Genomic DNA, 13,165 nt, shown 5'->3' with positions numbered 1-13,165 from the left:
CCGAACCCACCTGGAAAAGATCACTTGCCTCAGCAAGCGTTTTCGCGGGCCACGGTGTGAGAATGGGTAGATGTCCGCGCCGCTCGAGCCCGATGACCGCCCCGTAGAGGAGGCGGCGTCCGAGGCTGCGGAGATCGCGGTGGAACCCGTCCTGCCCGAGCCCGTCCGTCAGCGGATCATGACGCTGACCGCCGCGGCGCTGCCCGGCCTGCCCGGCGACGAGATCCCGGTGGTGCTCCGGCGGGTCGCCCGCTTCGCGCCGAACCGGCGCGCCCGCCTCGGTGGTCGCGAGATCGCCGCCCAGCTCACCGCCGACCCGCTGTTCCGGCAGCGGATCGGCGCGCGGATCGTGACCGAGGCCGGTGACCTGGGCGCCGCGGTGGTCGGCGGTGTCGCCCCGGCCGCGGCCGACCCGGTCGAGGTCGCCGCCCTGGCCTATCTGGCCCGGCCGGACGGCTGGCGCGAGCTGATCGAGGCGGCCGGCGACGTGGTCCGGGCCGACGCCGACAGTGCCGCCCTGGCCGACCGGATCCGCGCCGCCGAGCAGCGCGCCACCCGCGCCGACCACGACCGGACGGTGGCCCGCGTCGAGGCCGACAAGCTCCGCGACGAGCTGGCCCGGGTCCGGGAGGAGCTCGGCCAGCTCCGCGAGGAGGCCCGCACCACGGCGAAGGCGCTGCGCGAGGCGCAGGCCGCCCAGAAACGCGCCGCCGACCTGCTCGCCACCGAGAAGGGGCGCGCGTCGCGCATCGCTCAGGACCACGAGACCGAGGTACGGCGGCTGAAGTCCCGCCTCGCCGACGCCGAGACCGCCGCGGCCACCGGTAAACAGGCGGCCAAGGAGGCCCGGTCGGTCGACGATGCGCGGCTGTGGCTGCTGCTGGAGACGATCGGGCAGGCCGCCACCGGTCTGCGCCGTGAGCTGGCCCTCGGCCCGACCGACAAGTTGCCCGCCGACTTCGTGGCCGACGCCGCGGCCGACCGTCCGGGCGCCCCCGAGCGGGCCCGCGCCCGCGCGCAGGACACCGACGACCCCGGCCGCCTCGACCAGTTGCTGGCCCTGCCCCGGGCGCACCTGATCGTCGACGGGTACAACGTGACCAAGCGCGGTTTCGCCGACATGTCCCTGGAGCAGCAGCGCAAACGCCTGATCACCGGCCTCGGCGGGATCGCCGCGCAGACCGGTGACGAGGTGACCGTGGTCTTCGACGGGGCCGAGCGGGTGCACGGGCTGCCGCCGGCGCCGCGCGGGGTCCGGGTGCTCTTCTCCCGCAAGGGGATGACCGCCGACGAGCTGATCCGTCAGCTGGTCCGGGCCGAGCCGGCGGGCCGTCCGCTGGTCGTCGTCTCGTCGGACCGGGAGGTGGCCGACGGCGTGCGCCGGCACGGCGCCTACCCGATGGGCGCCGATTCGCTGCTGCGCCGCCTCGCCCGATCGTGAGCGGAGTTTTTGTCGTACCCCTCGCATAGCGTGACGGTCACCTGAGGTGACCGGCTCGTTGCGCGGGCCGGCCCTCCCGGTCGAGGAGGGGTAATGATCATCGATTGTGGTCGTTGCGTCGAGCGGACTGCCGAGTGCACCGGGTGCCTGGTCAGTCTGCTCGCCGACACACCTGACGGGATCGCCGACCTGACTCCCGGCGAGTTGCGGGCGATCGAGACGTTCGAGCTGGCCGGCTTCGAGGTGGAGCTTCTGGAGACGCCGGAGCCACCGGCGATCGTCCCGCTCCGCCGCCACGTGGCGTGATCATGAGCCGTGCGCGAGGCGGGTCCGGGCGGGGCGGCGGTCCCGTTCGGCTCGGGCGCGGATCGGGGCGGGGCGGGCTGGCGGTCCCGTTCGGCTCGGGCGCGGATCGGGGCGGGGCGGCGCGGCGGTCCCGTTCGGCTCGGGCGCGGATCGGGGCGGAACGAGCGGGGCGGGGCGGGGTGGCGGTGCCGTTCGGCTCGGGCGCGGATCGGGGCGGGGCGGGGCGGCGTCTTGCGCGCCCCGGGGAGGAGGCGGGTTCGGGCAGCGCGTGACCGGTGTGGGCGGGGCCTAGGATCTTTCGACATGACTCCCCGGTTGTGGGCCCTCGTGACGTTCGGGGTGCTGCTCGTGGCGCTGGTCGTCGTCGCCGCGCTCACCGTCCCGTGGCATCGCGCGCCGGCCCCGCGCGCCGATCAGGTGGCCGCGCTCGGCCAGTTCCCGTCCGAGCAGGTCGCCCGGGCGCGACAGTTCCGGTCGGAGCTGCGGCCCACGACGTACGCAAGCATGGTTGTGGGTCTTGTCATCGCGCTGGTGCTGGGGCTGACGCCGATCGGGGCGCGGCTCGTCGAGGTGGCCGGGCGGCCGTTCGGCGATCATTGGCTGGCTCGCGCGGTGCTCGGCGGCCTGCTCGTGGTGCTCGCCGGCGAGCTGCTCACGCTGCCGTTCGCGGCGTGGCGGCACACGATCGTGGTGCGCTACGGGATCTCCACCCAGTCGTGGGGCGGCTGGGGCGCCGACCTGCTGAAGTCGTTCGCCGTCGCGGTGGTGCTGGGCGGGCTCGCGCTGGCCGGCTTCTTCGCGGTCACGCATGTCGCGCCGCGCTGGTGGTGGGCGTTCGGGGCGGCCGGCGCGGCCGGGCTGGTGGTGCTGCTGTCGTTCGTGCTCCCGGTCGTGGTCGAGCCGATCTTCAACAAGTTCACGCCGATGGCGGACGGGCCGCTGCGCACCGAGCTGATCGCGCTGGCCGACCGGGACGGGGTGCCGGTCAAGGATGTGCTGGTCGCGGACGCGTCACGACGGACGCGGGCGGTCAACGCGTATGTCTCGGGCCTGGGCCCGACCCGCCGGATCGTCGTCTACGACACGATGCTGACCGAGGCCACGCCGGACGAGGTGGTGTCGGTCGCCGCGCATGAGCTGGGCCACGCCAAGGACGGTGACGTGCTCACCGGCACGATCCTCGGGGCACTCGGCGCCGCGCTGGCGGTCGTCGCGATCTACCTGCTCGGCGCGTGGTCCGGGCTGCTGCGGCTGGCCGGGGTGGATGCGATCGGCGAGCCCCGCGCGATCGCCCTGCTGCTGGCCGTGGCCGCGCTCGCCGGGCTGGTGACCGGGCCGGGGCAGGCGTTCGTGTCCCGGCACATCGAGGCCCGTGCCGACCGGCACGCGCTGGAGCTGACCGGCGACCCGCAGACCTTCGAGGCGATGCAGCGGCGCCTGGGCTCCGTCAACCTGTCCGATCCTGATCCGCCGACCTGGGAGTTCCTGATGTTCGCCTCGCATCCGTCGACCGTGCAGCGGATGGCCGCGGCCCGCGCCTGGGCCCGGGGCGAGCGTTGATGGCCCGCACCCTCCTGGTCACCAACGACTTCCCGCCCCGGCCCGGCGGCATCCAGCAGTTCGTGCACAACCTGGCCGTGCGCCGGCCGGCCGGTGACGTCGTCGTCTACTCCTCGACGTGGAAGGGTGCGGCCGCATTCGACGCCGAGCAGCCGTTCGAGGTGGTGCGCGAGGCCACCGGGATGCTGCTGCCCACGCCCGCGGTCGCCAAGCGGGCGGCCGAGATCGCCCGGTCGCACGGCTGTGACCGGGTGCTGTTCGGCGCGGCCGCCCCGCTCGGGCTGCTCGCCCACAGTCTCCGGAAGAACGCCGGGATCACCCGCGCGGCCGGCATCACGCACGGGCACGAGATCGGCTGGGCGGCGCTGCCCGGCGCCCGTGGGCTGCTGCGCCGCATCGCCCGGGGCAACGACGTGATCACCTACCTGGGGGAGTACCAGCGGATGCGCCTGGACAAGGCGCTGCACGGCCTGACCGAGCTGCGGCGGCTCGCGCCGGGCGTCGACGTGGACACGTTCCACCCCGGGGTGGACGGGTCCGCGGTCCGCGCCCGGCACGGCCTGTCCGATCGGCCGGTGATCGTCTGCGTGTCCCGGCTCGTCCCCCGCAAGGGGCAGGACATGCTGATCCGCGCCCTGCCGGAGATCCGCCGTCGGGTCCCGGGCGCAGCGTTGCTGCTGGTCAGCGGCGGGCCGTACCGGAAGACGCTGGCCAAGCTGGCCCGCGACCACGACGTCGAGGCGGACGTGGTGTTCACCGGCTCGGTGCCGTGGGCCGAGCTGCCCGAGCACTACGCGGCCGGCGACGTCTATGCGATGCCGTGCCGCACCCGGGCCGCCGGGCTCGACGTCGAGGGGCTGGGCATCGTCTACCTCGAGGCGTCCGCGACCGGGCTGCCGGTCGTCGGCGGCGACTCCGGCGGCGCGCCGGACGCGGTCCGCGAGGGCGAGACGGGTTACGTCGTCGGCGGCACCGACGTGGCCGCCCTCACCGACCGCCTCGTCGGATTGCTGTCCGATCCCGATCAGGCCCGGGCGATGGGCAAGGCGGGCCGGGCCTGGGTGGAGCGGGAGTGGCGCTGGGAAACCCAGGCCGCCCGCCTGGACGCCCTGCTCGACGGCGCCGCCTGACGTCGCGACGTCAGGCGGCCCGCCTCAAAAGCCCGGCCCGACGGCCCGGCCAGCCTCAAAAGCCCGGCCCGACGGCCCGGCCAGCCTCAAAAACCCGGCTGGACGGCCCGGCCCGACGGCCCCGCCCGAGGGTTACTCGCTCCAGCCGTCCGGGTTCGAGCCGCTCTCCCGGCTGATCCCGGACCCCAGCTCGGGCCAGTCACCGAACCGCTTCAGATGCAGTTGACCGAAGAAGTAGCCCATCGTCTCGCACTCCGCGTCCGGCACCGCTTTCGCCGGGTCGGCCGCGACCGCCTCGTAATACGCCTGGCCGAGCGCCACGATGTACCCCCGCGCGTAGAGGAACCCGTCGTCGGACCCGTCGGTCACCTCGTGGATGTCCTCGCGGTCGATGTCGTAGAGCTTGCGCTCCAGCACCCGGTCGAGCTCGGTCAGCTCGCCCGGGGAGAGGTCGGCGCAGAGCGTGGCGAGCTGCTCCAGGAACCGGTCCAGCCAGGCGTCGATCGCATAGCGGTCGGCACCGGCCGGCGGGTCGAGCAGCTCGCGGCGCAGACGGTTCGGCTCGTCGCCGAGCGCGGCCCAGGCCGACTCGAGGAGGGCCCAGAACCGGGCCTCGTCGGCCGCGGTCGGAAGGATCGTGGTCATGGCCCGGGACACTAACCGGGGGGTACGACATGAATGAGCATGGACAGCCCCCGCCCCGGCGGCGTAGGAACGGAACGGAGGGACCCCTGACCGGAGGCCGCCGATGCCGGACGCCAGCCCCGCCCGACCTACTGACGACGACCATCCCCCTGCCGACGACGCGAACGTCCTGAACTCCGAGGACGACGGTGAGCTGGCCCTGCCGTACTGGCTGACCAGCACCCAGGAAGCCGCCGACACCACGTTCCTGCAGATGTTGCGGCGGCTGCCGCGGCTGCTGCGGGACGCCTGGCTGCTCGCCTGGCGGGCCAGCCCGGGCACCACCGCGGCGGTCCTGGTGTTCCAGGTCGCGGCCGGGGTGGCCGGCGCTCTGGGACTGATCAGCGTGGTGGGCGTGTTCGACGGCCTGCTGCAGGCGGGTCCGACGCCGGAGCGCGTGCGGGCCGCCGTACCGTCGCTGATCTTTCTGGTTTCGGCTCTGGCCGTGCGGGGTCTGCTGGCCGCCGCGGCGACCGCGGCCCACGGGCGGCTGTCACCGGTGGTCTACGAGACCGCCGAGAACCGCCTGCTCGACCTGACCACCCGGGTGGACCTGGCCACCTTCGACGACCCGGACTGGCGCGACGCCATGGAACGCGCCCGCGACCGGGGCATCGACGCCGCTCAGCAGGTCGTCGACTTCGGCATCGAGGTGCTCACCCACCTGATCGGGCTGATCGCGGCCGCGGGGGTGCTGGCCGTGCTGCACCCGGCGTTGCTGCCGCTGCTGATCCTGGCGGTGGTGCCGACCGGCTGGGCGGCGGTGCGCGCGGCCCGCAGCGGTTATCGCAGCCGGCTGCGGCTGATCGCGGTCTGGCGGCGGCAGCGGATGCTCGCCTACCTGCTGGCGGCACGCGAGCCGGCGGCCGAGCTGCGGGCTTTCACGGTCCGGCGGTTCCTGCTGGCCGAGGTCGCCCGCCTGCTGCGCATCTCCACCCTGGAGGAGATCAGCGTGGTGACCCGGCAGGTCCGCACGAACCTGTACGGCCAGGCGCTGAGCGGCCTGTTCACCGGGCTCGCCTACGTGATGCTCTGCTGGCTGCTCTGGACCGGCCGGATGGCGCTGGCCGCGGGCGGCGCCGCCGCGTACGCCATCAACATCGGCATCGGAAAACTGCGCGAACTGGCCTTCTCCGCGAATCGGGTATACGAGTACGGCCTGTACTTCGCCGACTTCCAGGGCTTCTGCGAGCTCTCCGAGGCGCGCGCCGAGCCGGCCCGGGACCGCAGCGCCCCGGCCGAGTTCACCGAGATGCGGGTCGAGGACGTGACGTTCCGCTACCCGGACGCCGAACGCGCGGCCGTCGACGGTGTGAGCCTGACCCTGCGCCGGGGCGAGATCGTCGCGCTCGTCGGCGAGAACGGCTCGGGCAAGTCGACGCTGGCCGCGGTGCTCGCCGGCCTGTACCGGCCGCAGGAGGGCACGATCACCTGGGACGGCGAGGACGTCACCGGATACCACGCGGAGACGCTGCGCGAACGGGTCGCGGTGGTGATGCAGGAGCCGACCCGCTGGCCGCTGTCGGCCCGCGCCAACATCGCGATCGGGCGCCACGACCGGCCCGCCTCGCTGGCCGAGGTGCAGGAGTCGGCACGGGCCGGCGACGCGCACGACTTCGTCATGGAACTGCCACGGACGTACGACACGATCCTGTCCCGCCACTTCACCGACGGCGCGGATCTGTCCGGCGGCCAGTGGCAGCGCCTCGCCGTCAGTCGCGCCTTCCACCGCGACGCGCCGCTGCTGATCTGCGACGAGCCGACCGCGAACCTGGACGCGCGGGCCGAGCACGAGGTCTACCGCCGGCTGCGGGAACTGGCCGAGGGCCGCACCGTCGTGCTGATCACGCATCGCATGGCGAGCGTCCGCGAGGCCGACCGGATCTACGTGCTCGACCACGGCCGGGTCGTCGAGGAGGGTGACCACGACGAGCTGATGGCGGCTGCCGGGTTGTACTCCCAGTTGTTCACTCTGCAGGCCAGTGCCTATCAATCCGCCTGATCAAGTGTCACAGTAGTCCCATGGAAACGGTAGGGATAACGGTCGTCGGCGTGGTGCTCGCGGCCGGCACCGCGGCCGGCTGGTGGCGCCGTCGCACCGACGGCCGCCTCCGCCCCGTCACCACAGCACCGCCGCCGTCGTCCTCGTCCTCGTCCTCGGAACGGAAGCCCGGCGTGGCGGACAGCACGGTGCTGCCGGGCGTCCGGCCGGAGCAGACTGACGGCATGACCGACGCCGCGGAGACCGACACGATCGACAAGCTGGACCAGGCTCTGCTGGAACGGCTCGGCGCCGAGCCCGGCCGGGTCACGCTGCTGCAGTTCTCCAGCGCGTTCTGCGCCCCGTGCCGCGCCGTGCGCCGCGTCAGCGCCGAGGTCGCCGCCCTGCTCCCGGAGATCCGGCACGTCGAGGTCGACGCCGAGAGCCACCTCGACGAGGTCCGCCTGCTCAACATCTGGCGCACCCCGACCCTGCTGATCCTCGACGCCGATGGCCGGGTCACCCGCCGCGCCACCGGCGTTCCGACCAAGCCGCACCTGATCGCCGCCCTGGCCGATCTCCTCCCCGCCTGACCGATAAAGATCAAGATCTTCATGTCCTGGGTCCGCCGTGGTCCGGACCGTCGCTCCCGCGGGGACCCTTCCGGGCCTCGCAGGGCCGTGGCCGGCCCTGAACGCGAGGCCCGCAAGGGCGGCGTCCGTGGGTGGTCGCGCTCAGAGCACCGAACCCGTCCACGGCTCCCGCCCCGGCTCCGGTCCGGCGCCGCCGCCCGTCGACGCGCTCAAGCGGCCGCGGAGTCCGCCCGTCGAAGCCTCCGAGGTGGCCGGTTGGTCGCTTCGCGGCCGCGCCCCGTTCCCGGCCGCCGGTGCTCACCGTGGCTGTTCGTGCCTCGGAACCACGATGAGCACCAGTCGGGGAGCGGGCGTCAGGCGGCGGCGAGGGCCGGGGCGGGCTCGGGCCCGGGGGCGCGGGTGAGGTTGCGGGAGCCGGGGATCAGCAGCTGGGAGGCGGCCGAGAGGAAGAGGACGAGGGCGCACGCGACCAGCACCCGGTCCGTCCCGAAGTGCGCCTCCAGCGGCCCGGCCAGCGCATTCCCCAGCGGCATGGCCAGGAACGAGGTCAGGTAGTCCCAGGAGGCGACCCGGCCGAGCATGGCCTGCGGCACGTGGTCCTGGATGGCGGTCTCCCAGGCCACGCCGAAGAACATCAGCCCGCCGTACCCGATGATCGCCCCGGCCAGGACGGCGGTGAGCACGCCCGGCCACACGTACGACAACGCCCAGAACGGCATCAGCAGCAGCGTGAACCATCCGGCCCGGAGCAGCCGCCGCGGCTGGAAGCGCAGCGCGAGCCCGGATCCGATCAGCCCGCCGAGCCCTTCGGCCGCCGAGATCCAGCCGATCGCGTGTGCCCCGCCGAGGCGATGCATGGCGACGACCGGGACGAGCACCAGGATCATCCCGTTGGCGACGTGGTAGACGGTCGCTCCGAGCAGGCCGCCGATCAGCCAGTCCCGCCCGCGGATCTCCCGCCATCCCGCGGCCAGCTCACGGAGCATGGGCGAGCGGGAGCCGCGCTCCGCCCGTACGCGCAGAAGAGCGGCCGCGACCCCGGACAGGAGGAAGCTGAGCGCGTTGATCGCGAAGCCGGTCGGCGCGCCGAAGGCGGCGACGGTGAGGCCGCCGAGGGCCGGGCCGGCGATGCCGCAGCCGGTCTGCAGCATGCTCAGCGTTGCGTTGGCGCGCTGGAGTTGCGGTGCCGGGACGAGCAGCGGTTTGAGCGAGCTCATGGCCGGGGTGAAGAACGCGCCGGCGCCGGCCGAGACGACGGTGAGCGCGCAGAGCAGCCCCAGGTGGTAGCCACCGCCGGCGAACATGATCGCGATCCCGGCCGTGGCGACGAGCCGGACCAGGTCGGAGAAGACCATGACGTGCCGGGGCTGGAGCCGGTCGGCCCAGACGCCGCCGAAGAGCGCCCCGGCCAGCATGGTGAGGATCGAGGCGGCCATGACCAGGCCGAGGTCCTCGGTGCCGCCGTGGGTGACGACGGCGACCACGAGGGCCACGGTCTGGAAGCCGTTGCCCAGCCAGGACAGGGTCTGCCCGGCGGCGAGGAGGCGGAAGTCGCGTGTCATGCCGTCAAAGTAATTCACCGTCTAACTATCAAGCAACTAATAATCAGACGCGTGGCAGAATCGAGTCATGGAAGACGGTGTGGACCAGCACGTGGCCCGGTGGGCGTCGTTCTGGAAGGACGAGCCGAAGTTCGCGCCGGAGGTCGAGGGCGCGCTCGTGCGGATGAAGCACATCTCACGGTGGATCGAGCGCGCCGACGCGGCCGCGTTCGCCCGCGGCGAGGAGGACTTCACGTTGCAGGACTACAAGACCCTGCATGTGCTGATGGTCCAGCCGTGGCCCACTGAGGCGACTCCCGCGCAGCTGGCCGAGGCGGCGAACGTGACCCGGGCGGCGATGACCAGCCGCCTGGACCGGTTGGAGGCGGCCGGGCTGGTGACCCGGACCATCGACGCCCATGACCGGCGCCGGGTGCTGATCCGGCCCACGCCCGCCGGGCGCGACAAGTGGAACAGCTACATCTTCCAGGGCATGGAGCGCGATCAGGAGGCGTTGCGGGCGCTCTCACTGGACGAGTTGAGGCAGCTCAACGCCCTGCTGCGCAAAGTCCTACTATCCCTGGGGGAATAATGGGTTCATGGACATCGACCCACGCGGCCAGCGCTTCGCCGCGGCCATGACCAGCATCGTCGTCGCGCTCGTGCTGATCACCGGCTCCGGCTGGCTCGCACTGGCGCAGGCGGTGGTCTTCGCGATCACCGCGTACCGCCCGAAGCGGGGCCCTTATGCCCTCGTCTACCGACGTTTCTGGACGCCGAGCGGCGAGAAGGAGCCCGCGGCGCCGGTCCGTTTCGCGCAACTGGTCGGCTTCGTGTTCCTGAGCGTCTCCGCGGGGGGATACCTCACGGGCGCGGAGACTCTCGGCGTTGTCGCCGCGGCGTTCGGGCTGCTCGCGGCGTTCCTCAACGCTGCTTTCGGGTTGTGCCTGGGCTGCGAGGCCTATCTGGGGATTCGTAGGCTGACAGGCAGAAACGCCGAAAGTGTCGGTAATGCCTAGAACTTCGGGGCGTCGGGAGCTTCCAGAAGCCCCAGGCGCAGGGCCGTCATGAGAGCCTGGGCCCGGTTCGCCGCGCCCAGCTTCTCGTAGAGCTTCGAGATGTGGGTCTTCGCCGTCGACTCGGAGACGAACAGCTGCTTGGCGATCCCGGCGACGCTCATGCCGTCGGCGAGCAGCCGCAGCACCTGACCCTCGCGCGGGGACAGCTGCGGGCCGGACGGGGCGAGCCGGCGCTTCATCGCCTCGGCCAGGTCGGCGGCGGTGAACGCGCTGGGCGCCGACGCGGCGTGCCGGGCGGCCGCCACCACCTCGTCCGCGGGGGCCGTCTTCGGCACGAACGCGCTGGCCCCGGCCTCGAGAGCGCCGAAGAGCTGGTCGTCGCCGGCATACATGGTCAGGACCACGATGCCCATGTTCGAGTTGTTCTTCCGGAGGGCGCGGGTGGCCTCCAGGCCGCTGCCGTCGGGCAGCCGTAGATCCATGATCACGACATCGGGCTGCAGCGCGCCCGCCTGGCGCACCGCCTCCGCGGCCGTCGCCGCCTCGCCGACGACCTCGAACTGCCGGTCGCGCTCGAATGCGTGTCGCAGCCCCTTACGGATCAAGTCGTGATCGTCGACAAGGAGGACCTTGGTGCGCGTCGTCGGCGCAGGACTGGTCGACATGCTCGGGTTACTCCCCTTCTGGAGCGGAAACGCTATCCCGCACGCTATCGCGCCGAGGCGGGGTTCCGAGCACTACGGCGACGGTTGTCCCGCTGGGGTGTCGCGGGGTGATCTTGAGACGACCCCGGATGCGCTCGGCCCGCTCGGCCATGATGGTGAGACCGTACCGGCCATCGGGTCGATTGTCGGCGAAACCCTTGCCGTCGTCAGAGACTTCGATTTCCGCGTACGGCGGATCCACCGTGCACGTGACCCACAGATTCGACGCCCCGGCGTGTTTGCGCGCGTTGGTGATCGCCTCCTGGGCGATGCGCAGCAGCTCGGCCTCGGTCGCGGCCGGCAGCCGGGCGGTCGACTCGTCGAACGTGAAGTGCACGCGCAGCCCGGCGCTGGTGCCGAGCGTCCGCGCGTACTCCGCGATGGCGGCGGCCAGCCCGCCGTTGCGGTCGACCTCCGAGCGCAGCTCGAACAGGCTCAGCCGCAGCTCGGTGATCACCCGGGTCACCTCGCCGCGCAGCGCCCGCAGTTCCTCGGCCGTCTCCTCGGCGCCCTCCGGCAGCGTGGCCTGGGCGTTGTCGATCCCGTAGCCGACCATCACCAGTTCCTGGGCGACGCCGTCGTGGATCTCCCGGGCCAGGCGCTGCCGCTCCTCGTTGGTGGCCAGCGAGCGCACGTCGTCGAAGAGCAGTGCCGCCTCCAGGCGCAGCGCGGCCGGATCGGTCACCTCGGTCACCGCCTGCACCACCGCCGGCGGGTACGCCCCCGGGGCGTCCGCCTCCAGGATCACCAGGCCGATCGTGCGCACGCCGGCGACCAGCGGGATGACCAGTGAGGACACCTCGCCGCCGCGATGCGTACGGGCCTGCGACCGGCTCGCCACGTGCGGCTGCTGGGTGGCCCAGGCGTCGGCGATCGCGGAATCCGCGTCCAGCGTCGTCTCCCAGTCGACCCGCTCGGCGCCGGTCTGCGCCAGCACCACCAGGCGGCCGCCGCCGCTGGCCGACAGGACCGCGGCGCGATGACCGGGGGCGACCGCGCGCAGCTCCTCCAGCAGGTGCTCGGAGATGCCGCCCGGGTCCAGGGTCGCCCCCGGCAGCGACCGGGCCACGCTGCGCAGCTGCGTGAGCAGGCGCGTCGCCTCCGCGTAGGGCTGGGGGGTGATCTCGGCCGGCTGCAGGAACTGACGCATCGCCTCGGCGGCGAACGTCACGATCGCGCCCAGCACCAGCCATTGCCCGCCGGCCGCCAGATAGCCCGTGCCGGCGAGCACCGTCTTCGGATCGGTCACGGCGCCGCCGAGCACGATCGCCACGGCGGCGACGCCGAGCAGGGCCGCGCCCTCAGTCACCCGGCGGCGCAGCGCGGCGGTGAGCAACGGCACGGCCAGGTACGGCAAAATCGCCTCGGCGCCGAACCCCTCGGCCACGCCGCTGGCCGCGTGGGCGATGAAACCGGCGGCCACCCCGGTGACGATCACCTCGGCGAACCGGCCGGCCGGAGCGAGGACGGGGTGGCGCCGGGCCACGAAGGCGGGCAGGGCGGCGACCGCCAGCAGGGCGACCCAGCCCAGCTGCCGGGCGTCGTTGGTGGCGATGTAGGTGAGCACGGCGACCAGCGCGAGCATGATCACGCGGGCCGCGGCTTCGAGCGGACGGATACGCGTGGATCCGCTGGTAAGGGCTGGCACGTCACGGATGGTAGCGGGGATGGCGCGAAACGGCCTCCTGGCGACGGGGCGGTCGCGAGCTTTGTCGTACGCAGCGGGTAGCCTGCCGTGCATGGCGGACACCACGACCCAGTCGATCCAGGTCGCTGCCCCCATGGCCCGGGTGGCCACGGTCATCTGCGACTTCCCGAGCTATCCCGAGTGGGCGGAGGCGATCAAGCAGGTCACCGTCCTCGAGGAGTATGAGGACGGTTTCGCCGCCCAGGTCTGTTTCCGCATCGACGCCGGCGTGATGGCCGACGAGTACACGTTGGAGTATGCCTACGCCGACGACCTCTCCCGGATCGAGTGGCACCTGGTCGCGCCCTCCAAGACGCAGAAGTCCCAGGAGGGCTCCTACGACCTGGTGGAGAACGCCGACGGCACCACCACGGTGACGTACACGCTGGCGGTGGACCTCGCGATCGGGATGCTCGGCATGTTCCGCCGCAAGGCCGAGAAAATGATCATCGACACGGCGCTGAAAGAGCTCAAGCGTCGCGTGGAGAGCCTGCCCGCGGCCTGACCCGCGGGCGTCTT

The 13,165-nt window shown here is 72.7% G+C and carries 13 protein-coding genes; 9 read left to right on the top strand and 4 right to left on the bottom strand.

What is annotated here, in order from left to right; genetic code table 11:
- Positions 1-70 precede the first annotated feature (70 nt).
- The 4 genes from ACH442_RS02195 to ACH442_RS02180 all read left to right on the top strand — a co-directional run bounded on the left by ACH442_RS02195 (position 71) and on the right by ACH442_RS02180 (position 4,437).
- The gene (locus tag ACH442_RS02195; protein WP_396120712.1) at positions 71-1,441 is read left to right on the top strand and encodes an NYN domain-containing protein; all 1,371 of its coding nucleotides are present in this window, start codon (positions 71-73) and stop codon (positions 1,439-1,441) included.
- A 93-nt stretch (positions 1,442-1,534) separates the two neighbouring features.
- Complete coding sequence (locus ACH442_RS02190) at positions 1,535-1,747, top strand: hypothetical protein (protein WP_396120711.1); 213 nt, start codon at positions 1,535-1,537, stop codon at positions 1,745-1,747.
- 303 nt (positions 1,748-2,050) lie between these two features.
- Positions 2,051-3,307, top strand: a complete 1,257-nt coding sequence (locus ACH442_RS02185) for a M48 family metallopeptidase (protein WP_396120710.1) — start codon at positions 2,051-2,053, stop codon at positions 3,305-3,307.
- On the top strand, positions 3,307-4,437 hold the full coding sequence (locus tag ACH442_RS02180; protein ID WP_396120709.1) for a glycosyltransferase family 4 protein: 1,131 nt from the start codon (positions 3,307-3,309) through the stop codon (positions 4,435-4,437). Before ACH442_RS02185 ends, ACH442_RS02180 begins: the two co-directional genes overlap by 1 nt.
- A gap of 132 nt (positions 4,438-4,569) precedes the next feature.
- Here ACH442_RS02180 and ACH442_RS02175 read toward each other — a convergent pair whose 3' ends face one another.
- Entirely contained in the window at positions 4,570-5,082 is a 513-nt protein-coding gene (locus ACH442_RS02175) for a DUF4240 domain-containing protein (RefSeq protein ID WP_396120708.1), read from the bottom strand.
- A gap of 103 nt (positions 5,083-5,185) precedes the next feature.
- On the opposite strand from ACH442_RS02175, the gene ACH442_RS02170 reads away from it, so the two are divergent.
- Entirely contained in the window at positions 5,186-7,123 is a 1,938-nt protein-coding gene (locus ACH442_RS02170; RefSeq protein ID WP_396120707.1) for an ABC transporter ATP-binding protein, read from the top strand.
- 20 nt (positions 7,124-7,143) lie between these two features.
- Positions 7,144-7,695 carry a TlpA family protein disulfide reductase gene (locus ACH442_RS02165; RefSeq protein ID WP_396120706.1) on the top strand — a complete coding sequence of 184 codons (552 nt, stop codon included), beginning with the start codon at positions 7,144-7,146 and terminating at the stop codon, positions 7,693-7,695.
- A gap of 353 nt (positions 7,696-8,048) precedes the next feature.
- Here ACH442_RS02165 and ACH442_RS02160 read toward each other — a convergent pair whose 3' ends face one another.
- A complete protein-coding gene (locus ACH442_RS02160) occupies positions 8,049-9,257 on the bottom strand; it encodes an MFS transporter (protein WP_396120705.1) in 1,209 nt (402 codons plus the stop codon).
- A gap of 67 nt (positions 9,258-9,324) precedes the next feature.
- Between ACH442_RS02160 and ACH442_RS02155 the strand changes: the two genes are divergently transcribed.
- The gene (locus ACH442_RS02155) at positions 9,325-9,828 is read left to right on the top strand and encodes a MarR family winged helix-turn-helix transcriptional regulator (RefSeq protein WP_396120704.1); all 504 of its coding nucleotides are present in this window, start codon (positions 9,325-9,327) and stop codon (positions 9,826-9,828) included.
- A gap of 7 nt (positions 9,829-9,835) precedes the next feature.
- Positions 9,836-10,255 (top strand): DUF4395 domain-containing protein, encoded by a 420-nt coding sequence (locus tag ACH442_RS02150; RefSeq protein WP_396120703.1) that lies wholly within the window; start codon positions 9,836-9,838, stop codon positions 10,253-10,255.
- On the opposite strand, the gene ACH442_RS02145 is transcribed toward ACH442_RS02150, so the two are convergent.
- Positions 10,252-10,920 carry a response regulator gene (locus ACH442_RS02145; RefSeq protein ID WP_221326355.1) on the bottom strand — a complete coding sequence of 223 codons (669 nt, stop codon included), beginning with the start codon at positions 10,918-10,920 and terminating at the stop codon, positions 10,252-10,254. The two genes, ACH442_RS02150 and ACH442_RS02145, sit on opposite strands and share 4 nt — an antisense overlap.
- A 7-nt stretch (positions 10,921-10,927) precedes the next feature.
- Positions 10,928-12,607 carry a GAF domain-containing sensor histidine kinase gene (locus ACH442_RS02140; protein ID WP_396120702.1) on the bottom strand — a complete coding sequence of 560 codons (1,680 nt, stop codon included), beginning with the start codon at positions 12,605-12,607 and terminating at the stop codon, positions 10,928-10,930.
- A gap of 91 nt (positions 12,608-12,698) precedes the next feature.
- Here ACH442_RS02140 and ACH442_RS02135 point away from each other — a divergent pair, with 91 nt between their 5' ends.
- Entirely contained in the window at positions 12,699-13,151 is a 453-nt protein-coding gene (locus ACH442_RS02135; RefSeq protein WP_396120701.1) for an SRPBCC family protein, read from the top strand.
- Positions 13,152-13,165: the final 14 nt, after the last annotated feature.

This window comes from Actinoplanes sp. NPDC020271 (assembly GCF_044388125.1).
GTDB lineage: Bacteria > Actinomycetota > Actinomycetes > Mycobacteriales > Micromonosporaceae > Actinoplanes.
Note: the sequence above shows the minus strand (reverse complement) of the source record. Positions and strands in the feature narration are given on the sequence as shown.